The sequence below is a fragment of the Amycolatopsis sp. PSD-21 genome, from assembly GCF_055561455.1.
Genome location: NZ_CM145712.1, coordinates 6120470 through 6142340, shown reverse-complemented (window position 1 = coordinate 6142340; position 21871 = coordinate 6120470). Strand labels below are relative to the sequence as shown.

Below are 21871 nucleotides of genomic sequence, written 5' to 3'. Positions count from 1 at the left end.
GTGAACTGTTGTCATATAACAACAGTCGAGGGTACTCCCGCAACAGCGGGGTCTCACGGCGACCCGCCGCCGACCTCGTCCACGGCGCCGGCGGCGTGGTATTCCCGCAGTCCGGCGGCCAGCGCGGCCCTTCCGGCGGGGGTCATCTTCTCCAGGACCGCCTGGATGTTCTCCCGTCGCCGGGCGCGGAGCTCCCGGAGGTAGGCGCGGCCGCGTTCGCTCAACCGCAGCGTGAGCTCGCGGCGGCTGCGGGTGCTCGGCAGGCGTTCGAGGAAACCGACCGCTTCGAGGCGGTCGCAGAGCCTGCTCACCAGCGGCGGGGTCGAGCCGAGCAACTCGGCGAGGGTGCGCAGGTTCAGCCCGTCGTGGTGGTCCAGGGCGATCACCGCGCGCAGCTGGGCGGTGGACAGCGGCCGCGGGGAGACGTCCTGCACCCGCTCGACCACGAGTTCGACGAGGCCGGGCAGGTCGAACACCGCAGCCGTCCCGTCCGGGGTTGGCTGCTCGCGGGACCGATCCACGGTGTCCACTCTGGCATCCTTATGCTCGTCTCTGCAGCACAGCTCACGCGAATCGCCGTAGACCGGCACGCCGGAGCGGCGCAGACTCAAGAGATTCGACGTGTGCCTGCCCGGTGCGCGATCCGGGCGAGCGGGAGGCGGGGCGTTGGACAGATCCCTGGCGGTGGAGCGGCTTTTGCGGGACGTCCCGCCTCACGACCTGCCCGCCGCACTGCGCTCGGCGCTGTCCGAGCACTTCGGGGCGCGGGCGGTCGAGCTGCTGATGGCCGATTACGCCCTCACCGAGTTGTGCCAGGTGAGCACGCTGCCCTACACGTCGGACCCGATCCCGGTCGAGGGCACGGTGCCGGGGGCGGCCTTCGTCGCGCAGGCCGCCACGTTCGACCACGACGGCGCGAGCGTGACCGGGTACCTGCCGGTCAGCGTCCGCGGTGACCGGCTCGGAATCCTCGCGGTGACCCTGCCCGAGGAGCCGGAACCGCCGGTGTGGGCCGAACTCGAACGGTTCGCCGAAGCGCTGGCGCACGAACTGTTCGTCGCCGACCGCGACACCGACCTCTACATCCAGGCCCGGCGTTCTTCGCGGCTGACGCTGGCCGCGGAGATGCAATGGCAGCTCCTGCCCGGCCGGGCCTGCACCCGCGCCGAATTCGCCCTGGGCGGCCAGCTCGAACCCGCGTACGCGATCTACGGTGACTGCTTCGACTGGTCGGCCTCCGCCCACAAACTCGCCGTCACGCTCATCAACGGCATGGGGGAGGGCAGCGAAGCCGCGCTGCTGACCAATCTCGCCGTCAACGCCCTGCGCAACGCCCGCCGCGCCGGAGTCGCCCTCGACGCCCAGGCCGAGCTCGCCGACCAGGCGCTCTACGCGCACTATCGCGGCGCGCAGCACGTCTCGGCGTTGCTGCTGGAGTTCGACCTCGCCACCGGAATGGCCGACGTCGTCGACGCGGGATCGCCGCGCCTGTGGCGGCTGCGGGACGGGAAGGCCGAGCAGGTCCATTTCGACGAACAGCTGCCGCTCGGCACGTTCGAGGACACCCTCTACACCGCCCAGCGATTCCAGGCCCTCGACGGCGACCGGTTCGTGTTCGTCAGCGACGGCGTCTACGACGCGGCCGGGCCGCACGGTGATCGCTATGGGGAACACGAACTCGCCGAGGCGGTCGTCGCGACCGCCGACCTGCCCGCCGCCCATGTCCCGGGCTCCGTGCTGCGGGAACTGTCCACCCGCCGCCACGGCGAGCAGGCCGAGGACGACGCGATGGTGGTGTGCCTCGACTGGTTCGGGCCGACCCCGCGTTCGGGCCCGGAGCCCGGCCCCGCGGTCTCGGTGGGGCCACGTTAGACGGTCCGGTCGCCATGGTCGTGAGTGGCGTTTCGGGTTAGAACCCGAAACGCCACTCACGACCATGGCGCGCGCGGAATTGCAGGGCACAGGCTAGGCGGTTCCGGTCAGGATGCGGTGTTCCGCCGGAGCGCGGCAGGCCGCCACACCATGTCCACCCGCGTGCCGTGCGCACCGGTGTCGATGGTCATCTGGTCGGTGAGCTCGTCGATCAGGTTCAGGCCACGACCACCGGACGCGGGCTTGTCCGTCCGTGTCCGGGATCCGGGGATGCCGTCCCCGGTGTCGGTCACCGTGACCGTGATCGCGTCGCCCGCCCAGTCGGCGTAAAGCCGGACCCAGCCTCGCCCGCCGGGGTAGGCGTGCACCGCCGTGTTGGCCAGCGCCTCGTACGTGGCGATGGTGATGTCGTACTTGCTGTTCGCGTCGATGGGCAACGGGTCCAGCCAGTCCCTCAGCTTCCGTCGGAGCAGGGCCACCTCGCCGGCCATTGCCGGGACGAGCTCCTCGAAGGCCGACTTCACGGCCGGGTCGATCGGTGCGCCGATGACGGCGTCGGCCTTCGGATCGGCCGCGTCGGCGTCACTCGTCTCCGTGCTCGGATCCGGAGTATGTCGATACACGATCTACTCCTTCCTGTTCGCCCGCGTCCCCCATGGCCACCGGCGTCATGGCACTGGATACCCACGATGTCCCTTTCCTACCCGTGGCGGTTTCGTCCCGCGACCGAACTCACGTGATCAGCGGCGTAACTCACGTGATTGAAGGCGTAACTCACGTGATCAGAGGCGTAACTCGCCCATCTCGAGTCATCCGGCCCCAGACACGCGAGATACGCCTCCAAGCACGCGAGATACGCCTCCAATCACGCGTGATCCGGCTTCGTGCACAACTGGCGGGCTAGTTTGTAGCGCTACCTAGATAGGACTGCTACATTGCGCGGCGTGGATCAGGACCGGCGCGGCCAGTGGTTGAAGGGCGTGCTGGCGCCGTGCGTGCTGGCGCTGGTCGCCGAGCGCGAGTCCTACGGCTACGAGCTGGCCCAGTCGCTCGACGCCGCCGGGCTGGGGCCCATCCAGGGCGGCACGCTGTATCCGGTGCTGCTGCGGTTGCAGCGGTTCGGCCTGGTCACCGCGAGCTGGCGGGACGGGCCGGCCGGGCCCGCGCGCAAGTACTACCGGATCACCGCGGAAGGCCGGGAAACACTGCGGCGCGCCACCTCCGACTGGCAGGAGTTCTCCGCCGGGGTGGCCTCGATCTTGCGGGAGGGAAGATGAACCACGACGGATGGCTTTCCGCGCTGACGCACGAACTGCGCCGCCGGGGCGTCGGCGGGGACGCGGCGCGGCAGGTGGTCGCGGAGGCGGCCGGGCATCTGCGGGAGAGCGGCGGAGATCCGGTGCGGGTCTTCGGGCCGCCCGCCGCGTACGCCTCGGCCGTGGCCGAAAGCGTGGGACGTCCCCGGCGTCGTCCTGGCGAAGTGTTGCTGGAAGCCAGGGGCATCACGAAGAAATACGGCAGGCGGACCGTGCTGGACGGCGTCGACCTCGTGGTGCGCTCGGGCGAGATCGCCGCGGTGATCGGGGCGAACGGCTGCGGCAAGAGCACGTTCCTGAGCATCTGCGCCGGTATCACCGGCCCGGACAGGGGCGAGGTCCGCGTGCGCGGCTCGCTCGGCTACTGCCCGCAGGACGGCGGCACCGCGGACTTCCTCGACGCGGGTGAGCACTTCATCCTGATCGGCGCCGGGCGCGGGATGGCCCGCCAGGAGTCGGCACGGATCGGTGCCGCCCGCGCCGCGGCACTGGACTGGACGCCCGGACGCGGCACGCAGGCCCGGCACCTTTCCGGTGGGACCAGGCAGAAACTGAACCTCGTGCTGGCCGGGCTCGGTGAACCGGACGTGCTCCTGCTCGACGAGCCCTACCAGGGTTTCGACAAGGGCACGTACCTCGACTTCTGGCACCAGGTCTGGCGATGGCGCGAGGCGGGCAAGGCGATCGTGGTGGTGACCCACCTGCTGAACCAGCTGGACCGCGTCGACACGGTGCTCGAACTCTCCCCCGCCAGGAAGGCTGTCGCGTGAAGAAGATCCTGACGGTCGCCGAGATGTCGCTGCGCGAACTGCTGCGGCGCCGGTCGGTCCTGCTGATCCTCCTGCTGCTGCCGCTGGTGTTCTACCTGAGCAGGCGCGGTGACCACCTAGGACAGTCGATCCGGTTCGTCTGCCTCGGCCTCGGCTGGGCGCTGAGCACCGCCGCGCTGTTCGCCGGCAGCGCGAGCCGCGCCATGGAACCCCGGCTGCGGCTTTCGGGCTACCGCTCCCGCGACCTGTACCTAGGTCGCTTGAGTGCACTGTGGACGGTCGGATTCCTGTTGTCCGCCCCGTACTTCGTGCTGATCCTCGTCGATCAGCACGACGTCCGGTACGGCTCGGTCGCCGTGGTCATGGTGTTGACGGTCGCCGTGTCGGCGCCGTTCGGGCTCCTGCTCAGCGCGGTGCTGCCCAGGGAACTCGAAGGCACGCTCGTCCTGCTGGCGGTCGTCGGCCTCCAGATGATGGCCGATCCGTCGAGCCTGATCGCGCGGCTGCTGCCGTTCTGGTCCAGCCGCGAGATCGGCACCTACGCCATCGACCACACGGACATCGGCTACCTGACCAGGGGTGTCGCGCACGGCGTGGCTGCGTTCGTGCTCCTGCTCGGCGCGGTCGCCGTCGTGTCCGGCTTCCGCATGCGGCGCCGTTCACACCTCACGTTCGTCTAGGCCGTGTCCTGTAAGTCTGTTCGATGGGCTTCGTGATCCAGGTGGTTCCTGACGGTGCGGGCGGGTCGGCCTCGTACCGGGTCGTACTCGGCCGAGCCCGCCCGTGCCGTCAGGGAGCGCCTGGGCGCGGAGACCGCGAACATGACTTGCAGGACACGGCCTAGCCGGCTGATATGTTGCGGCCCATGTCAGAGTCCAACTCCACTGAGGACGGCCAAGGCGCCGCTCCACCGGGCCGGACCGGCAAACGCATCGCCGGCGGCATCTTCCTGATCCTCGCTTCGATCGCCCTGTTCTACACGGCGGTCGACGCGCTCGCCGATCCGAGCGGCGTGGTCTCCCGTTCCTCGAAGTCGGCGCGCAGCCCGGACACCGATGCCGAGGCGCAGTTCGGCGGCTTCATCCTCCTCATGTTCGGGATCACGGTGCTGGGCTTCGGCATCGGGATGATCGTTTCCAAGGGGCCTCTCTTCGCGAAGAGAAAGGACTGATCCTCAGCCGCCGTCCCCGATCTTGGACGGATGCGCCGCCAGCGGCGTGACCGCGATGTCCATGTACGGGAACAACGGCAGCCCGGACAGCAGCGTGTGCAGCTCGTCGTGGTCGGCGACGTCGAGGATCGAGAAGTTCGCGTACTCGCCCGCGATCCGCCACAGCTGCGGCCACTTTCCTGCACGCTGAAGCCGTTGGCTGTACGCCTTTTCGCGGGTGATGAGGTCGGCCCGTTCCGCCGCGTCGAGATCGGGCGGCAGGCGGACGTCCATGCGCACGTGGTAGAGCAACGTCACTCCAAAAGGGACACTGATCAGGGACGTTCGGGGTCGAGGACGAAGCCGTACTCGACGGTCTCGCCGTCACCCGACGGCTTCGGGTCGAGCACGAGTTCCGGTTTGACCGCCGAAGCGATGTCGTCGTCGTTGTGCTCGTCGCCGGGGAAGTACAGCTGCGCCGTGAGCAGCTCGTGGCCCGGGGCCGAGACCTTGACGTGCAGATGCGCCGGACGCCACGCGTGCCAGCCCGCCGCGGCGATGAGCTTGCCGCAGGAGCCGTCGGTCGGGATCTGGTACGGCGCCGGGCGCACGGTGTGGATCTCGAAGCGGCCATCTGCGTCGGCGGTGAAGCTCGCGCGCAGGTTCCACTCCGGGATGCCCGGCGCGAACTGGGAGTAGAAGCCGTCGGCGTCGGCGTGCCACAGCTCGACCTTCGCGCCGCTCAGCGCAGTGCCGTCGGTGGAGGTGACCCGGCCGGTCCAGACGAGCGGTGTGCCGGGCTCGTCCTCCCGCATCGGGACCGGGCCGCGGGCGCCCTGCTCGGGCGCGCCGGGCACGTAGTACGGCCCCTCGATGGTGCCCTTGTTGCCCTCGCGGTGTTCGGTGGCGACCTCCTCGACGACGTGCTCCACCCAGACGTCGAGGAACAGCGGCCACTCGCCGTCCTCGCCGACGCCGATCAGCCACGACTTGAGCGCGTTGTACTCGTCGTAGGTGACCTTGTGCTTCCGGATCGTGCCGTGCACGGCTTCGAGCACCTCCCTGGCCAGCAGGCTGACACGCTCCTTGGGCGTTCCGGCGACGCCGGTGGACTTGTCGCTCTTGAACCGTTCCGTCGCGTTGGCGCCGGACGCGGCCGCGGTGGCCGACTCGTGGATGGCGGTCATGAATCCTCCTTGATTCGTGCTGGGAGTCAGTGGTCCTGGCGGTAGTGCCGGAGCTTGTCCGGATCGATTTCGGCACCGAGACCGGCACCGGGACGGACGGTGAGTTCGCCGTCGACGACCCGCAACGGCTCGGTGAGCAGGTCGTCGCTCATGTCGAGGAAGTTCGAGAGTTCGCCGGGGCGCCGGGACGTCAGCTCGTAGGCCGAGCCGAAGGCGACCGTGCACAGCGAGCCGAGCTGACCGTCGATCTGATTGCCCATCACGACTTCCAGGCCGAGTCCTTCGGCGAGGTGGTGGGTGCGCTGCGAACGGGTGAAACCGGTGCGGGCGGTCTTGATGCTGATCGCGGTGGCGGAGCCGCCGAGGATCTCACGGGTGACGTCGGCCGGGGCCACCGCGGATTCGTCGGCGATGAACGGCACGTCGAGCTGCCGCACGAGCCAGCGCCTGCCGAGGACGTCGTCGGCGGGGCACAGCTCCTCGGCGAAGAGCAGCCCGAGGTCGGCCATCTCGCGCATCGCGCGGGCCGATTCGGCGGCGGTCCAGCCGCGGTTCCCGTCGACGTAGAGGTCGACGGCGTCGCCGAAATGCTCCCGCAGCGCGCGCACGACGGCGGTGTCGAGCGATGCCGGACGACGGCCGACCTTGACCTTGAAGGTGGTGATGCCGTGCGTCTCCCGCATCCGCTCGGCCTCGGCGACCATCGCCGACGGCTCGTCGAAGCCGAGCATGTGGGATACGCGCATGCGGTCGGTGTAGCCGCCGAGCAGTTCGGTGACCGACACGTCGAGGCTGCGCCCGAGCGCGTCCCAGACGGCCATGTCGATCGCGGATTTCGCGGTCGGGTTGCCGACCGTGCGGGCGAGCCGGGTGTGCACCGTTTCGCGGTCGAGCAGGCTGAGGCCGACCACCTGCGGGGCGAACAGGGAGTCGATCACCGCGATGATCCCCGCCTGTGTCTCGCCGTAGGTGAACGGCCGCGGGGGCGCCTCGGCCACGCCGACGACGCCGTTGTCGGCGTGCACCCGCACGAGGACGTGCTCGGCGACGTGCACTTCGCCCGAGGCGAACTTCAGCGGTTTCCGGTACGGGATGGCGAACGGGATCGCCTCGACTCGCGTGATCTTCATCAGGTGCCCTCTGCGGTGGGGAAGACGTCCTCGAGCACGTCGAGGACGGTCGTGACGAGCGGGGACGGGGTTTCGCGGTGCCACGCCAGCGCCAGTTCGACGGTCGCCGCTCCGGCGAGGTCGCGGAACACGACACCGGCCAGGGGCAGCGCCCGCGCCGAGGCGGGCACCACGCCGACCCCGAGGCCGCCGGCGACCAGCGCCAGCAGGACCGCGGTCCCGGATGCCTCGTGCAGCTGATGGGGCGTGAGCCCCGCCTCCCGGCAGCTGCGGGCGACGGCGTCGTACACGACGGAGTTGCGCCGGTCGTAGGTCACGAGCGGTTCGGTCCGCAGCTCCGCCATCGCGACGACGGGTTCGGCGGCCAGCCGGTGGTCGGCGGGGACGGCGAGGACCAGCGGCTCGCTCTCGATCACCCGGAAGCCGATGTCGTCCCCGGTGACCGGCGGCCGGAGCACCCCGATGCCCAACGTCCCGGTGCGCAGGCGCTCGCACTGCTCGGCGGTGAGGAGGTCGGCGCGGATCTCCAGCTCCACATCCGGTACGCGTTGGGCGAGCGCCCTGGCCAGCCGCGGCAGATGGGAGAACGCCGCGGTGCCGGTGAAGCCGACCCGGAGCAGGCCCCGCTTGCCCTCACCGATCCGGCGGACCCCGCGGACTCCCACGTCCAGCCCGGCGAGCACGCGCCGGGCTTCGGCCAGGAAGAACTCGCCCGCCGGCGTCACGCGGACCTGCCGGGTCGTCCTGGCCAGCAGGACGACGCCGAGTTCGTCCTCCAGCTGGCGGATGGTGTGCGAGAGCGCGGGCTGCGCGACGTGCAGCCGCTCGGCCGCCCGGCCGAAGTGACAGGTCTCGGCGACGGTGACGAAGTAGCGCAGGTGACGAAGTTCCATGAGACGCCTCCCTCCATTGCCTCTGCCGCCGATCGGTCCACGGTACGAAGCGGAATCATCGAAGACAAAGACTTGGTTCCGGCCTATTGATAAACAGCGGTTATCAATCGCAGCGTAGTGCGGGAAGGTGCCGTGATGCCGGGGGCGCGTCGCGAAAGCCACTTTCGCGACGTCTGGTGTCCCGAAAGTGGCTTTCGGGACACCGCCGCTGGGGCTGTCGTGAGTGTTCGGGGACGACACGGACTGGCTGCCCCACGCGCCGCAGGAGCCCAGCGGCTGCCCTCCCAAGTACGTGAAGGCCCCCTTCCTTGCGCCAGGCGCAAGGAAGGGGGCCTTCACGTACTTCAGCGGCGACCCCGCGGACCGGTAACCCCCGTCCTTCCGGTGACGGGCGGCATCGTGTCCGGGAACTCCTTGTCTCCCTTGCTGTCGTGTGACGACCGGGATGAGCGGCTCCGACTCCAGTTCGTCAGCACGGATGAACTTTCCCGTCGCTCTCGTCGTTCCGCACGAATCGGTGGCGCCGGTTCCCGGCATAGCATCCCGGGAACCGCGGCCGACGCTTCCCTGACACGAGGTGGAACATGGCGAAACTTTCCGAAATCGACGCCTGGTTGGACCGGAACCTTTCCGCCCTGCTGGCCGAACACCGGGTTCCCGGTGCGGCCGTCGCGGTCCTCGCCGGCGGCGAGGTGATCGAGCACGCGGCCGGCGTGCTGAACAAGGACACCGGTGTCGAGTCCACAGTGGACTCGTTGTTCCAGATCGGCTCGATCACGAAGGTGTGGACGACGACGCTGGCGATGCAGCTCGTCGACGAAGGTCTCCTCGATCTCGACAAGCCGGTCCGCAGCTACCTGCCGGAGTTCGTCCTCGCCGACGAAGACGCGGCGTCGCGGATCACCGTCCGGCAGCTGACCTGCCACACGTCCGGTTTCGAAGGCGACATCTTCACCGACACCGGTGTGGGCGACGACTGCGTGGAGAAGCTGGTCGCGACGCTGTCGGACGTGCCCCAGTTGTTCCCGCCGGGGGAGATGTTCTCCTACAACAACGCCGCCTACTGCGTGCTCGGCCGCGTCGTCGAGGTGCTGCGGGGCAAGTCCTACGACGACTGCCTGCGTGACCATCTGTTCGCCCCGCTGGGACTGACGCACGCGGCGGCCGGGCCGTACGACGCGATCCGGTACCGCGCCGCGATCGGGCACCTCGCGCCGGAACCGGGCGGCGACCCGCGGCCCGCCGGGATCTGGGCGCTGACCCGGTCGAACGCCCCCGCCGGATCGATGCTCTCGATGCGCCCGCGTGATCTGCTGACCTTCGCGCGGATGCACCTGTCCGAGGGCCGCGCGGACGACGGCACCCAGGTGCTCCGGCCGGAAACCGTGCGATCGATGTGGGACCGCCAGGTCGAGCTGCCCGACCTCGGCCTGATGGGCGGGGCGTGGGGCCTGGGCTGGATGCTCTTCGACTGGCCGGGCGGCCCGGTGATCGGCCACGACGGCGGCACCATCGGCCAGTCGGCCTTCCTGCGGGTGGTCCCGGGACGCAACGTCGCGGTCGCCCTGCTCACCAACGGAGGCGAGACGCTCCACCTGTACGCGGACATCTTCCGCAAGGTGCTGGGCGAGCTCGCCGACGTCGAGGTCCCCGCCCTGCCGGAGCCGAACGCGGCGGCGGCCCCGGCCGACCCGTCCCGGTATGTCGGCGAGTACTCGTCGCGCGTCGCCGACACCGTGGTCACCCAGGACGACGACGGCAAGCTGTGGATCGAGCGGGTGCCGAAGGGGGTCATGGCCGCGACGGGCGGGGAAGCCGAGAAGGCGGAGTTGCTGGCCTACAAGGACCACACGCTCGTCGCGGCCTACAAGACCCACCCCGGCCTGCACCTGCCGCACGCGTTCGTCGGCGACGACGGGAACGGGCGGGCGCTGTACCTCCACACCGGGCGCGCCGACCGTCGGGTGAGCCGGTGAGCCGGATCGCCGGCGAGATCGAAGCGGTCTTCGCGGCCGCCGGGGCTCGGGGATTCCTGCACGCGCGGGAGGTCGGCGTCTCCAGCGGGCCCGAAGTCGCGGTGGGCGCGGACGATCCGGTCGTGCTCGCGTCGGTCTTCAAGATCCCGGTCGCTGTCGCCTACGCCAGGGAAGTGGTGGCCGGGCGGCTGGACGAGACCGAGCGGACCCGCGTCACCGCCCGGTACCGGATCGGCGGGATCGGCACCGCGGGCTGTGCGGACGACGTCGAGATGAGCTGGCGCGACCTGGCGCATTTCATGCTGACGATGAGCGACAACGCCGCGACCGACCTCGTCTACCACCGGGTCGGGCAGGAAGCCGTCGACCGGGTGCTCGCCGATCTCGGGCTCGCCAGGACGCGGTTGATCGGCTGCTGCGAAGACCTTTTCGCCTCGGTGATCGCCGATCTCGGCGCGAAACCGGACGACGACCTGGAAGCCGTCTTCGCCGCCGCCACGCCCGAACAGCTGTGGAAGCTCTCGGTGCTCGACCCGGAACGCACGACGGCGTCGACGCCGCGGGAGATCACCGCGCTGCTGGACGCGATCTGGACCGACCGCGCGGGCGACCCGGCCGCCTGCGAACGCGTGCGGAAGACCATGGCGCAGCAGATCTGGCCGCACCGGATTTCGTCCGGTTTCCCCGCCGGGGTGGCGATCGCGGCCAAGACCGGGACGCTTCCCGCCGTCCGCAACGAAGCGGGCGTCGTGTCTGATGTGGACGGTCGCCGGTACGCCGTCGCGGTGTTCACCCGCGCCGAATCCCTCGCCGACCGCCTGCCCGCGGTCGACGCCTCGATCGGCACGGCGGCGCGCCTCGCCGTGGACCACCTTCGCGCACTTTCCGTCGAACCGTAGGAGAACCGCATGAAGACAGCTCGGCTCACCGCCGCCATGGCGGGCGTGGTGGCCTTGACCGTGAGCGCGTGCGGGGGGACATCGCAATCCGGGGAGGACCGGACCGCGAACCAGAAACCGGCCGACGGCAAGACCTTCACGATGGGCCTGCCGACCGATCCGGGGACGCTCGACCCGGCCGTCACCGTACTGTCGATCGCCAGGCAGATCGGGCGGTTCCTCTACGACGGCCTGATCAACCTCGACTCGGCGGGCAAACCGGTCGCGGGGCTGGCGGAGAAATGGGACGCCACGACGACCACGGCGAACTTCACCTTGCGCGATGGGATCAAATGCGCGGACGGTTCGCCGCTGACCGCGCGGGACGTGGCCGCCAACATCGACCACGTCGGCGATCCGGCGACCAAGTCCCCGCTGACCGGGGTCAGTGTCAAAGCGGGGACGAGGGCGGTGGCCGACGACGCCGCCCGGACCGTCACGGTCACCAGCGGGGCACCGGATTCGTTCCTGCTGCGCAACGTGGCGGCCGTGCCGATCGTCTGCGCCAAGGGGATGGCGGACCGGGCGTCCGTCGCGAAAGGACAGCACGGCACCGGCATGTTCACCATGACCGAGATCGTGCCGAACGACCACTACACCCTCACCCGGCGCAAGGACTACACCTGGGGCCCCGGCGACTGGAAGACCGAACAGCCTGGGCTGCCTGAGAAAGTGGTCTTCCGGGTCGTGCCGAACATGACGACGACGGCGAACCTTCTGCTGTCCGGCGAACTCAGCGCGGCGGCGGTGACCGGACAGGACCAGCAGCGGCTGCGGTCGCAGAAGTTGTTCCACGCCGACGTCATCGTCCCGATGGGCGAGGTGTTCTTCAACCAGGCGCCCGGCAGGCCCGGCCAGGACCTGGCGGTGCGCCGGGCGCTGACCCAGGCGCTCGATTTCGGCCAGATCGGCAAGGTGCTCACCACCGGCAACGGGCAGCCCGCCAAGGGACTCGTCACCGGAGAACCCTTGGCGTGCCCGGGTGATTCGATCAACGGCAAGCTGCCCGCCTTCGACGTCACCGCCGCGAAGGCCGGGCTCGACGCCGCGGGGTGGACGCCCGGCCCGGACGGAATACGGGTCAAGAACGGCAAACGGCTCGCGCTCACCGTCGTCTACGGCACCCAGGTCGGGCCGACGATGGTCTCGGCCGCGGAGCTGATCCTCCAGTCGTGGAAGAACATCGGGGTCGAGGCGACGATCAAGGCCGTCGACGGTCCCGGTACCAGCCAGGTGCTTTTCGGCACCGGCGAGTGGGAGGTTTCGCTGGCACCGCTGGGATTCGTGCTGCCCAGCCAGGCCATTCCGTTCGTCTCCGGCGCGAAACCGCCGCAGGGCACGAATTTCGCGTACATCGAGAACCCCCGGTACGCCGAGCTCGCCGGCAAGGCGTCGGCGCAGGCGGGCGAATCCGGTTGCGGTGACTGGCTGGCCGCCGAGTCCGCGCTGTTCGAACGGCTCGACGTGGTGCCGTTCGTGAATTCGACCGTCCCGACCTTCGCGAACAGCGCGCGGTTCGAGATGAACCAGGGGCAGATCCTGCCCTCGTCGATCCGGATGTACTCCTGATGACGAGCGCCGTCGCGACGGCGGGCCCGAGGACCAGTCCTTGGCTGTCGTTCGGGCTCCGCCGCCTCGGCCGGTTCGCGGTCTCGTTGTGGGTGCTGGTCACCACGGCGTTCCTGATGATCCAGCTGATCCCCGGCGACCCGGTCCGCGCGGCGCTCGGGCTGACCGCGCCCGCCGAGCTGGTGAACGCCCGGCGGGCCGCGCTCGGCCTCGACGATCCGCTCTGGAAGCAGTATGCCGACTATCTCGCCGGTCTCTTCTCCGGCGACTGGGGAACGTCGATGACCACCGGGGTGCCGGTCGCGGACGTCATCGGCGCCCGGCTCCCCGCGACGCTGCAACTGGCGTTGCCCGCCTTCGTGGTGGTCATCGCGGTCGCGATCCCGCTTGGCCTGCTGTTCGCCGTGCTGACCAGGGGCGGCCGCCGCCGCGGCGGGGAACTGGCGTTCACCTCGGCGACGGTCCTCCTGGCGGCGATCCCGGAGTTCCTCGTCGCGGTGGCGCTGGTGGCGTTCTTCGCGGTCCGCCTCGGCTGGTTCCCGGTGGCGGGCAGCGAAGCACCGGGCGCGCTCGTGCTCCCGGTGATCGCGCTTGCGCTCGGCCCGGCGTCGGTCCTCTCCCGTATCGTCCGGGTGGAGACGCTTTCCGTGCTGGGCAACGATTTCATCCGCACGGCGCGGGCGAAAAGGCTGCCCGCGCGGCTGGTCTACCTGCGGCACGCGCTGCCGAACGCGCTGACCGCGACCCTGACCATGGGCGGGCTGATGCTGACCGGGATGGTCGCCGGGACGGTGCTGGTGGAGAACGTGTTCGCCTGGCCGGGCCTCGGTTCCACCATCACGCAGTCGATCCTGCAGAAGGACTACCCACAGGTACAGGGAATCGTGCTCGTCTACGGCATCGGTGTCCTGCTGGTGAACCTGGCGGTGGACGTGCTGCTGGCCGTCCTCGATCCGCGTTCGACGATCCGGGAGGACTGAGATGGCGAATCCGCGCGGAGCGAAATGGCTCGCGGCCCTGCGCACCCCGCTGGGCGCGTGCTCGGCCGCGCTGCTGGCGCTGGTGATCGTGCTCGCGGTGCTGGCCCCGATCCTGTGGCAGGACAAGGCTTTCGAGATCGACACGAACGCGATCGGGCAAGGACCGTCGGCGGCGCACTGGCTGGGCACCGACGACCTCGGCCGCGACATCCTCTATCGCGTGCTGGTGGCGACCAGGCTGTCGATCGTGCTGGCGCTGCTCGCCACCGCGCTCGGCGTGGTGACCGGGCTCGTGCTCGGCACGCTGCCCTCGGTGCTGCCCCGTCCGCTCGCCCGGCTGGTGATCGCGGCGGTCAACATCGCGGTCGCCTTTCCCGGGCTGCTGCTGGTGTTGTTCTTCTCGGTCATCTTCGGCGTCGGGACGCACGGCGCCGTGCTGGCGGTCGGTTTCGCGCTGGCACCGGCGTTCGCGCGGCTGGCGCAGACGATGGCCGCTTCGGTGGCGGGACGGGATTTCGTCGCGGCGGCCAGGATCTCCGGCGTCGGCCGGATCCGCTTGCTGTTCCGGCACATCCTGCCCAATATCGGCGAACCGCTGGTGGTCAACGCGACCATCGGCGCCGGCGGGGCACTGCTCGCCTTCGCCGGTCTGTCGTTCCTCGGCATCGGTGTGCAGGCCCCCGAATACGACTGGGGGCGGATCCTCGGCGAAGGACTCAACGGCATCTACGTCAATCCGGCGGCGGCGCTGGCGCCCGGGGTCGCGGTCGTTCTCGCCGGCCTTGCCTTCAACCTGGTGGGGGAGACCGTCGCCGGGGTGATCGGCGTCCGCACGGGGCTGCGGAGATTCGCGCCGCGGCCGGCCGCTCCGGCCAGGGAGGACGCCGCCGAGTCCCGCGACGACGCCGTGCTGGTCGTGGAGAACCTCCAGGTCGCGTTCCCGAACCCGGCGGGCTGGACCGTTCCGGTGCGCGGAGTGGGTTTCACCGTCCACGCCGGTGAGGCCGTCGGTGTCGTCGGCGAGTCGGGTTCAGGGAAGAGCCTGACCGGGTTGGCGGTGTCCCGGCTGGTCGAAGCGCCAGCCGTGGTCACCGCGGACAAGCTCGAATTCGCCGGGAAACCGTTGCTGACGACCTCGGAACGGGAGTCGCGCGGCCTGCTCGGCACCTCGCTGGCGATGGTCTTCCAGGATCCGATGACGTCGTTCAACCCGACCAGGCGGATCGGCCGCCAGCTGGCCGAAGTCGCCGAACAGCATCAAGGTCTCCCGCGTGCCAAGGCCTTCGAGCGCGCGGTGGACCGGTTGCGCGCGGTGCGGATCCCCGCCGCCGAACGGCGGGCGCGGCAGTATCCGCACGAGTTCTCCGGCGGGATGCGGCAGCGCGCGATGATCGGCATGGGCCTGATGGGCGACCCGAAGCTCATCATCGCCGACGAGCCGACCACGGCCCTGGACGTCACCGTGCAGCGGCAGTTGTTGCGCCTGCTGGCGCGGACCAGGGCCGAACGGGACACGGCGATCATCCTGATCAGCCACGACATCGCGGTCGTTTCGCAGACGTGCGAACGGATGCTGGTCATGTACGCGGGCCGGGTGGTGGAGGATCTGCCGACCGGCGGGACACCGCGGCATCCGTACACGCGGGCGTTGCTGGCCGCGACGCTCGACCTCGATACCGATCGCGACGCGCCGCTCGCGGTGATCCCCGGCCGTCCGCCGGAACCGGACCGGGTGCCCGACGGCTGCGCTTTCGCCGACCGGTGCCCGGCGGTGACCGATCGATGCCGTCTCGAAGACCCGGCGCTGGAGCACGTGGAACCCGGGCATCGCGTCGCCTGCTGGTATCCGGCGCCGCTTTCCCAGCCCGTCAAGGAAACCGTGACCGCCGGAGGTGCGGAGTGAGTGATCTCGTCTTCGACGCGGTGAGCGTGCGCTACGGCGGACGGCGCGGGCTCACCGCCGTCGACGGAGTAGCGCTGACCGTCCCTTCCGGACAGGTCGTCGGGCTGGTCGGTGAATCGGGCTCGGGGAAGTCGACGCTGGCGCGTGCCGCTGTCGGGCTCTCGCCGATCAGCGCCGGACGGGTACTGCTTGGCGGTGTGGACGTCCGCGAGCTGCCCCGCCGCCCGCCGCTGCAGATGGTGTTCCAGGATCCGTATTCCTCTTTGGACCCCCGGATGAGTATCGGGGAATCGATCACCGAGGCGATCCCGCGCGGCGTCCTCCCCGGGCGCGCGGCGCGCCGCGACGAGGTCGCCCGGCTGCTGGAGCTGGTCAACCTCGATCCCGAACGGGCAGGCCACCTGCCGGGACGGCTTTCCGGCGGCCAGCGGCAACGGGTGGCGCTCGCCCGCGCGCTGGCCGGGCGGCCCGAAGTGCTGATCGCGGACGAGATCACCTCCGCGCTCGACGTCTCGGTGCAGGGCGCGGTGCTCAACCTCGTGCGGTCCGTGCAACGGCGGCTCGGCCTGTCGATGCTGTTCATCTCGCACAACCTCGCGGTGATCCGCTATCTCAGCGACATCGTCGCCGTGATGTACCTCGGCCGGATCGTCGAGGTCGGCCCGGCCGAACAGGTGCTCACCGACCCGCGGCATCCGTACACGCGTGACCTGCTCGCCGCCGCGCCTTCGGCGACCACGTCACTGCTCGGCACCGGCTCGGACGACGTGATCGCCGACGCCGAACCCGCCGACCCGCACCATCCGCCCGGCGGATGCCGCTACCACCCACGCTGCCCGGTCGGCCCGCTCGTGCGCGCCGACCGCGACCTCTGCCTCCGCGTGGATCCCGCCGGCGGAGCGGCACAGCGGCGTCACTCGGCGGCCTGCCACTTCAGCGAAAACGAGCTCACGACCTCCAGAGGAGCCAACGCATCATGACCCGACGTCTCGGTCTCGACGACCTGTACGACATCGCCGTCCCCAGCCGGCCGTCGCTGTCCCCGGACGGTGAGCGGATCGTCTACGTCCTGCGCACCGCGGACCGTGACGAGGACCGGAACGTGCACACGCTCTGGGAGGTCGGCGCGACCACCGGCGAAGCGCGGCGGCTCACCCGCGGAACCGCCGACCTGGCCCCGAAATGGGCGCCGGACGGTACGCGGATCGCGTTCCTGCGTGCTCAGGACGGGCCGCCGCAGGTGTGGTTCCTGCCGTCGTCGGGCGGGGAGGCCGAGCAGATCACCGAACTCCCGCTCGGGGCGGGCGCGCCGGTCTGGAGCCCGGACGGCGGCAAGATCGCCTTCTCGGCCGCGGTCGACCTGGCCGGCGGGGAAGCCGCGCCGAACGCGCCGGTCGTGGCCGATCGGCTGGACTTCAAGGCCGACGGCGCCGGGCTGATCAAGACCGTCCGCAAGCATCTGCACGTCCTCGACGTCGCCACGCGCGAAGTCCGGCAGGTCACCTTCGGCGACTGGCACGCCGGTGACCCGGCCTGGTCGCCCGACGGCACGCACCTCGCCTTCTCGTCCGGACAGGACGGCGACGCCGATCTGACCTTCCGTTCCGGCGCCTACGTCCTCGACGTGACCGCGAAGACCGCCGAGCCACGGCTGGTCGGCTCCGGCGAGGGCATGGCGGGCACGGTCGGCTGGACCGCCGACGGCGGCGCGCTGCTGGTGGTCGGCCGGGCCGACACCCGGGTCGGTCATCTCGGGTTGTGGCGTGTTCCGCTCGACGGCGGGGATCCGGTCGAGCTGACCGCGTCCTTGGACCGCAACGTGATGGCCGGAGGCCCAGGCTATCCGGGTGCCCTTCCGCAGACGACGGAAGACGGAGCCGTGCTGTTCGGTGTCCGGGACCGCGGCTGCACCCATCTGTACGAAGTGGACGGTGGGAGCCCGCGTGCGGTACTGGCGGGCGCGGATCGCGTGGTGTCCGGAATGGACACCGCCGCCGGGCGGATCGTGGTCGTCCTGGCGACGGGCGATTCGTTCGGCGAGGTCGCCGTCGTCGACCGGGCGACCGGCGTCGTCGACGTCCGCACGAAGCACGGCGCCTCCGTGTCCGAGGTGGAGCTTTTCCGTCACGAGGAACGGGAATTCACCATCGGCGACGGCACCGTCGTCCACGGCTGGCTGCTGCGGGACCCGGCGCGATCCGGTGCCGCGCCGCTGTTGCTGGACATCCACGGCGGACCGCACAACGCCTGGAACGGCGCGGCCGACTCGATCCATCTCTATCACCAGGCGCTCGTCGCGCGGGGCTGGGCGGTGCTGCTGATCAACCCGCGGGGCAGCGACGGCTACGGCGAGGACTTCTACACCGCCGCCGTCGGCGGATGGGGCGTCGCGGACGCGGCGGACTTCCTGGAGCCCTTGGATCACCTTGTCACCGAAGGGATCGCCGACGCGGACCGGCTCGCGGTGGCGGGCTACAGCTACGGCGGTTTCATGACCTGCTACCTCACCAGCCGCGACAGCCGGTTCGCCGCCGCCGTCGCCGGTGGCGTGGTCAGCGACCTGACCAGCATGGGCGGCACGTCCGACGCCGGGCATTACCTGGCCGTCGGCGAACTCGGCGGTCCGGCGTGGGACAAGGCAAACGAGCGGTTCTCGCCGTTCGCCCAGGTCGAGCGGGTGCGGACGCCGACGCTCGTCATCCAGGGCGCGAACGACGACCGGTGCCCGGTCGGCCAGGCCGAGCAGTGGTTCGGCGCCCTGCGCGCACGGGGCGTCCCGTCACGGCTGGTGCTGTACCCGGACGCGTCGCACCTGTTCATCCTCGACGGGCCGCCGTCGCACCGGCTCGACTTCAACCGGCGCGTCCTCGACTGGGTCGAGCAGTACACGGCGCCGGCCGACGGACCGTCCCGGGTGCCGATCGAGGCCGCGCACTGGCGGCGGCGGCTGGCCGAACTCGCCCGCAAGCACCGCGTTCCCGGTGCGGCTCTCGGCATCGCCCGGATCGGGGAAGACGCCGAGGTGCTGGCGTCCTACGGCGTGCTGAACACGAAGACCGGGGTCGAGGTCACCGAGGACTCGGTGTTCCAGATCGGCTCGATCTCCAAGGTGTGGACCGCGACCGTGGTCATGCGACTGGTCGACGAAGGGCTCCTCGAACTGGACGCGCCGATCGCGGACGTCCTGCCGGAACTACGGCTGGCCGACCCGGGCGTGGCCGGGAAAGTCACCATGCGGCATCTCCTGACGCACACCAGCGGTATCGACGGCGACGTCTTCACCGACACCGGCCGCGGCGACGACTGTCTCGAACGCTACGTCGAAGTCCTCGACCAGGCCGCGCAGAACCACCCGCTCGGCGAGACCTTCTCCTACTGCAACTCGGGTTTCGTGGTCATGGGCCGGGTGATCGAGAAGCTCACCGGGCTGACGTGGGACGCGGCGATGCGGGAGAAACTGTTCGCCCCGCTCGGTCTCACCCACACCGTGACCCTGCCCGAGGAGGCCTTGCTCTTCCGGGCGGCCGTCGGCCACGTGACCGACGGGGACGAGGACCCGGCGCCCGCGCCCGTCTGGGGACTGCCCCGGAGCATGGGGCCCGCCGGGCTGATCACCGCCACGGCGAAGGACGTGCTCGGCTTCGCGCGGTTGCACCTCACCGGCGGGCTGACCCCGGCGGGGGAACGGATCCTGACGACGGACTCGGTCACCGCGATGGCCGCGAAACAGACCGAAATCCCGGACAAGCACTCGCTCGGCGACTCCTGGGGGCTCGGCTGGATCCGCGACACCTGGGGCGGGCAGCGCGTCATCGGTCACGACGGCAACACGATCGGCCAGTCGGCGTTCCTGCGGCTCCTGCCCGACCAGGGGCTCGCCATCACCCTGCTCACCAACGGCGGCAACACCCGGGACCTGTACGTGGAGCTGTACCGGGAGATCGTCGCCGAGCTCGCCGACGTGGCGATGCCCCGGCCGCTCGAACCGCCCGCGACTCCGGTCACCGTCGACGGATCGAGGCATGTGGGCGGCTACGAACGGGCGGGCGCGCGGATGGACGTACTGGCCGCCGGGGAAGGGTTGCGGCTGCGGCAGACCGCCACCGGACCACTCGCGGAACTCCTGCCGGAGAAGACGCAGGAGTTCGAGCTGGTGCCGGTGACCGATTCGCTGTTCGTATGCCGTGAGCCAGGGACGCGGACGTGGATGCCGGTCACGTTCTACACGCTGCCGACGGGTGAGCCGTACATGCACTACGGCGTGCGCGCGACACCGAAGACGGCCTAACCGGTCGTGATGTCCGTGAAGGCCTCCTTCCCTACCCTGAAGGTAGCGAAGGAGGCCTTCACGGACGGGTCAGCTTTCGGCCTTGACGTACAGGCGCACGGTTCCGCCGCGATGGGTGCGGAAATAGTTCTGGAGCTGCGCGCTGCTCGCGACGCATCCGGCGCTGGTGAATTCGTTTTCGCCCGTTCTGGGCAGGACGACGGAACACTGCGCGAGATAGCTGAACTTGTCCGGCCACAGCACGAAGAACGTCGCGGTTCCGGAACCCGTGCCGCCGTTGTTGCGGAAGACCGCGCTCATCGAGCAGGCCTTGTCGTCGCACGGCCCGTTCCACTGTGAGGAGCGGACCTGGAAATCGGGCCGGGCGGGCGGCGTCGTCCGGGTGGTGGGCGCCTTCTTCGTGGTCCGCGCCGGTTCGCGGGCGGGCGGCGACGCGGTGGCCCGCGGCACGCTCGTGGCCACGGCGAGCGGCCGTGAAGCCGATGTCTGGCTGGTGGGGGAGGGCGCGAGGCCCTTCAGCGGATTGAACCCGGTCAGCGTGTTGACGGCCGCCAGAATGGCGAAGACCCCGCTGATCGAGCCGATGATGACGCCCCACTTCTTGTAGTCCGGCTCGTCATCGCTCTTCTTCGACTCGTCCCCCGACATCGCCCCATTCTACGGGCACAGCCCCTTACGACGGAAAGAAGAATTCGGGCGCTCCCAAGTCCCACCCGACTGCCGGAGCCATGATTCACCGGCCTTCTCCCGGGTACCCGAAGATCGAAAACGGAACCGACGAGACAGGAGATACCGTGCACACTTCAACGCTTCGGCAGGTCACCGTGCGCGAAGGACCGTTCGCGTCGGTCTACTTCGACAACTCGCACAACACCGAGGACGCCGCCGCGCGGCTGGACCTGCGCTGGCGGTCGCTCCGCAAGCGGCTGGCCGACGAGGGCGCCGAGGAGCGGACGCTCACCGCGCTCGACGAGGCGGTGGCCGCCGCGCCGCCTTCGGAGGGGACGGCCGGGCGCGCCCTGGTCGCGGAGGGCGGCGAGGTCGTGCTCGACGAGGAGCTCGTGGAGCCGCCGCCCCGCGAGGTCGCCCGGGTCGCGCCGCAGCCGTACCTGCTCCCGCTGCTGCGGCTCACCCCGGCTGTCGTGCCGCATGTCGTGGTGGTCGTGGACAAGACGGGCGCCGATCTGTACGCGGTCGGCGAGGACGGCGCCGAAGAGCGGACCGTCGAGGGCGAGGACCACCCGGTGCACAAGGTGCGCGGCGGTGGCTCGGCCTACTGGAACATCCAGCGTCGCGTGGAGGCCGTCGCCGAACGCAACGCCGCGGAGGTCGCGCGGGAGGCGGTCAAGCTCGCCGACTCCGTCGGCGCCGCGGTGCTGGTGCTCGCGGGCGAGGTACAGGCGCGGGCGCTGGTGCGCGACGAACTCCCGCCGCGGGGGACCGAGAAGGTCGTCGAGCTCGAAGAAGGCGGCCGGGCGGAAGGGAGCGCGCCGGAGGCGCTCGAGGCCGAGGTGCGGCGAGTGCTGGCGGAGCACGCGGAACGCCGTCGCCAGGACGTGATCGACCGCTTCCGCGCCGGACAGGGGCGCGACGGCGGACTGGCGGTGGACGGGCTCGCCAGGACGACGGCGGCCCTGCGGTCGGCCGCCGTCGAGACGCTGCTGATCGACGGTGAGTCGCTGGCCGACCGGCTCGTCTGGGTCGCGGGCGACCCGACGCAGGTCGCGACCACGAAGGAGGACCTCGACGTTTCGGGGGCCGCCGCGGAGGATCTCAGGCGGTGTCGCGCGGACGAAGCGCTTCCGGCGGCCGTGCTGGCCGAAGGCGCGGATCTCGTCCCCGTCAGCGGTGAGGGCCTGGCCGACGGCGTCGGCGCGATCCTGAGGTTCGCGATCTGAC

Annotated in this window: 20 protein-coding genes; 13 read left to right on the top strand and 7 right to left on the bottom strand. The window is 70.4% G+C overall.

Annotation, left to right across the window (positions count from 1 at the left end; all coding sequences use genetic code 11):
• Positions 1 to 53: 53 nt before the first annotated feature.
• Positions 54 to 530 (bottom strand): MarR family transcriptional regulator, encoded by a 477-nt coding sequence (locus ACZ1DY_RS28720; RefSeq protein ID WP_257485610.1) that lies wholly within the window; start codon positions 528 to 530, stop codon positions 54 to 56.
• Between the two features lie 136 nt (positions 531 to 666).
• Between ACZ1DY_RS28720 and ACZ1DY_RS28715 the strand changes: the two genes are divergently transcribed.
• Positions 667 to 1872 carry a PP2C family protein-serine/threonine phosphatase gene (locus tag ACZ1DY_RS28715; protein ID WP_257485611.1) on the top strand — a complete coding sequence of 402 codons (1206 nt, stop codon included), beginning with the start codon at positions 667 to 669 and terminating at the stop codon, positions 1870 to 1872.
• Between the two features lie 107 nt (positions 1873 to 1979).
• On the opposite strand, the gene ACZ1DY_RS28710 is transcribed toward ACZ1DY_RS28715, so the two are convergent.
• Entirely contained in the window at positions 1980 to 2495 is a 516-nt protein-coding gene (locus ACZ1DY_RS28710; protein ID WP_465481480.1) for an ATP-binding protein, read from the bottom strand.
• Between the two features lie 321 nt (positions 2496 to 2816).
• On the opposite strand from ACZ1DY_RS28710, the gene ACZ1DY_RS28705 reads away from it, so the two are divergent.
• The 4 genes from ACZ1DY_RS28705 to ACZ1DY_RS28690 all read left to right on the top strand — a co-directional run bounded on the left by ACZ1DY_RS28705 (position 2817) and on the right by ACZ1DY_RS28690 (position 5129).
• Positions 2817 to 3149, top strand: coding sequence for a PadR family transcriptional regulator (locus ACZ1DY_RS28705; protein ID WP_465481479.1), 333 nt, complete (start codon positions 2817 to 2819; stop codon positions 3147 to 3149).
• Complete coding sequence (locus ACZ1DY_RS28700; protein WP_465481478.1) at positions 3146 to 3958, top strand: ATP-binding cassette domain-containing protein; 813 nt, start codon at positions 3146 to 3148, stop codon at positions 3956 to 3958. The genes ACZ1DY_RS28705 and ACZ1DY_RS28700 overlap by 4 nt, the downstream gene beginning before the upstream one ends.
• Positions 3955 to 4638: an ABC transporter permease gene (locus ACZ1DY_RS28695; RefSeq protein ID WP_465481477.1), complete on the top strand. Its 684-nt coding sequence runs from the start codon at positions 3955 to 3957 to the stop codon at positions 4636 to 4638. The genes ACZ1DY_RS28700 and ACZ1DY_RS28695 overlap by 4 nt, the downstream gene beginning before the upstream one ends.
• A 185-nt stretch (positions 4639 to 4823) precedes the next feature.
• Positions 4824 to 5129, top strand: coding sequence for a hypothetical protein (locus ACZ1DY_RS28690; protein ID WP_257485616.1), 306 nt, complete (start codon positions 4824 to 4826; stop codon positions 5127 to 5129).
• Positions 5130 to 5132: 3 nt separating this feature from the next.
• On the opposite strand, the gene catC is transcribed toward ACZ1DY_RS28690, so the two are convergent.
• The 4 genes from catC to ACZ1DY_RS28670 are packed head-to-tail and all read right to left on the bottom strand — an operon-like array spanning position 5133 to position 8318.
• Positions 5133 to 5420 carry a muconolactone Delta-isomerase gene (gene catC / locus ACZ1DY_RS28685; RefSeq protein WP_465485724.1) on the bottom strand — a complete coding sequence of 96 codons (288 nt, stop codon included), beginning with the start codon at positions 5418 to 5420 and terminating at the stop codon, positions 5133 to 5135.
• Positions 5421 to 5443: 23 nt separating this feature from the next.
• Positions 5444 to 6295 (bottom strand): catechol 1,2-dioxygenase, encoded by an 852-nt coding sequence (catA, locus tag ACZ1DY_RS28680; RefSeq protein WP_465481476.1) that lies wholly within the window; start codon positions 6293 to 6295, stop codon positions 5444 to 5446.
• Between the two features lie 26 nt (positions 6296 to 6321).
• Entirely contained in the window at positions 6322 to 7425 is a 1104-nt protein-coding gene (locus ACZ1DY_RS28675; protein ID WP_465481475.1) for a mandelate racemase/muconate lactonizing enzyme family protein, read from the bottom strand.
• Positions 7425 to 8318 carry a LysR substrate-binding domain-containing protein gene (locus tag ACZ1DY_RS28670; RefSeq protein WP_465481474.1) on the bottom strand — a complete coding sequence of 298 codons (894 nt, stop codon included), beginning with the start codon at positions 8316 to 8318 and terminating at the stop codon, positions 7425 to 7427. Before ACZ1DY_RS28670 ends, ACZ1DY_RS28675 begins: the two co-directional genes overlap by 1 nt.
• A gap of 584 nt (positions 8319 to 8902) precedes the next feature.
• On the opposite strand from ACZ1DY_RS28670, the gene ACZ1DY_RS28665 reads away from it, so the two are divergent.
• From ACZ1DY_RS28665 to ACZ1DY_RS28635, 7 genes are read left to right on the top strand one after another with little or no spacing between them, the layout of a single operon-like run.
• Entirely contained in the window at positions 8903 to 10294 is a 1392-nt protein-coding gene (locus tag ACZ1DY_RS28665; RefSeq protein ID WP_465481473.1) for a serine hydrolase domain-containing protein, read from the top strand.
• Positions 10291 to 11193, top strand: coding sequence for a serine hydrolase (locus ACZ1DY_RS28660; RefSeq protein ID WP_465481472.1), 903 nt, complete (start codon positions 10291 to 10293; stop codon positions 11191 to 11193). Before ACZ1DY_RS28665 ends, ACZ1DY_RS28660 begins: the two co-directional genes overlap by 4 nt.
• Before the next feature lie 9 nt (positions 11194 to 11202).
• Positions 11203 to 12801: an ABC transporter substrate-binding protein gene (locus tag ACZ1DY_RS28655; protein WP_465481471.1), complete on the top strand. Its 1599-nt coding sequence runs from the start codon at positions 11203 to 11205 to the stop codon at positions 12799 to 12801.
• Positions 12801 to 13781, top strand: a complete 981-nt coding sequence (locus ACZ1DY_RS28650; RefSeq protein WP_465481470.1) for an ABC transporter permease — start codon at positions 12801 to 12803, stop codon at positions 13779 to 13781. The genes ACZ1DY_RS28655 and ACZ1DY_RS28650 overlap by 1 nt, the downstream gene beginning before the upstream one ends.
• A gap of 1 nt (position 13782) precedes the next feature.
• Positions 13783 to 15684: a dipeptide/oligopeptide/nickel ABC transporter permease/ATP-binding protein gene (locus tag ACZ1DY_RS28645; RefSeq protein WP_465481469.1), complete on the top strand. Its 1902-nt coding sequence runs from the start codon at positions 13783 to 13785 to the stop codon at positions 15682 to 15684.
• Positions 15681 to 16664, top strand: a complete 984-nt coding sequence (locus ACZ1DY_RS28640) for an ABC transporter ATP-binding protein (RefSeq protein ID WP_257485625.1) — start codon at positions 15681 to 15683, stop codon at positions 16662 to 16664. Before ACZ1DY_RS28645 ends, ACZ1DY_RS28640 begins: the two co-directional genes overlap by 4 nt.
• Positions 16661 to 19972 carry a serine hydrolase gene (locus ACZ1DY_RS28635; RefSeq protein WP_465481468.1) on the top strand — a complete coding sequence of 1104 codons (3312 nt, stop codon included), beginning with the start codon at positions 16661 to 16663 and terminating at the stop codon, positions 19970 to 19972. Before ACZ1DY_RS28640 ends, ACZ1DY_RS28635 begins: the two co-directional genes overlap by 4 nt.
• 69 nt (positions 19973 to 20041) lie before the next feature.
• On the opposite strand, the gene ACZ1DY_RS28630 is transcribed toward ACZ1DY_RS28635, so the two are convergent.
• Entirely contained in the window at positions 20042 to 20620 is a 579-nt protein-coding gene (locus tag ACZ1DY_RS28630; protein ID WP_257485627.1) for a hypothetical protein, read from the bottom strand.
• 146 nt (positions 20621 to 20766) lie between these two features.
• Between ACZ1DY_RS28630 and ACZ1DY_RS28625 the strand changes: the two genes are divergently transcribed.
• A complete protein-coding gene (locus tag ACZ1DY_RS28625) occupies positions 20767 to 21870 on the top strand; it encodes an Rv2629 family ribosome hibernation factor (protein WP_465481467.1) in 1104 nt (367 codons plus the stop codon).
• Position 21871: the final 1 nt, after the last annotated feature.

What these genes read in the sequence shown, in the direction of transcription:
- ACZ1DY_RS28700 (WP_465481478.1), top strand. Translation starts at nt 3,146, where the DNA reads ATGAACCACGACGGATGGCTTTCCGCGCTGACGCACGAACTGCGCCGC.
- ACZ1DY_RS28690 (WP_257485616.1), top strand. Translation starts at nt 4,824, where the DNA reads ATGTCAGAGTCCAACTCCACTGAGGACGGCCAAGGCGCCGCTCCACCG.
- catA (WP_465481476.1), bottom strand. Translation starts at nt 6,295, where the DNA reads ATGACCGCCATCCACGAGTCGGCCACCGCGGCCGCGTCCGGCGCCAAC.
- ACZ1DY_RS28675 (WP_465481475.1), bottom strand. Translation starts at nt 7,425, where the DNA reads ATGAAGATCACGCGAGTCGAGGCGATCCCGTTCGCCATCCCGTACCGG.
- ACZ1DY_RS28670 (WP_465481474.1), bottom strand. Translation starts at nt 8,318, where the DNA reads ATGGAACTTCGTCACCTGCGCTACTTCGTCACCGTCGCCGAGACCTGT.
- ACZ1DY_RS28665 (WP_465481473.1), top strand. Translation starts at nt 8,903, where the DNA reads ATGGCGAAACTTTCCGAAATCGACGCCTGGTTGGACCGGAACCTTTCC.
- ACZ1DY_RS28655 (WP_465481471.1), top strand. Translation starts at nt 11,203, where the DNA reads ATGAAGACAGCTCGGCTCACCGCCGCCATGGCGGGCGTGGTGGCCTTG.
- ACZ1DY_RS28650 (WP_465481470.1), top strand. Translation starts at nt 12,801, where the DNA reads ATGACGAGCGCCGTCGCGACGGCGGGCCCGAGGACCAGTCCTTGGCTG.
- ACZ1DY_RS28645 (WP_465481469.1), top strand. Translation starts at nt 13,783, where the DNA reads ATGGCGAATCCGCGCGGAGCGAAATGGCTCGCGGCCCTGCGCACCCCG.
- ACZ1DY_RS28635 (WP_465481468.1), top strand. Translation starts at nt 16,661, where the DNA reads ATGACCCGACGTCTCGGTCTCGACGACCTGTACGACATCGCCGTCCCC.
- ACZ1DY_RS28630 (WP_257485627.1), bottom strand. Translation starts at nt 20,620, where the DNA reads ATGTCGGGGGACGAGTCGAAGAAGAGCGATGACGAGCCGGACTACAAG.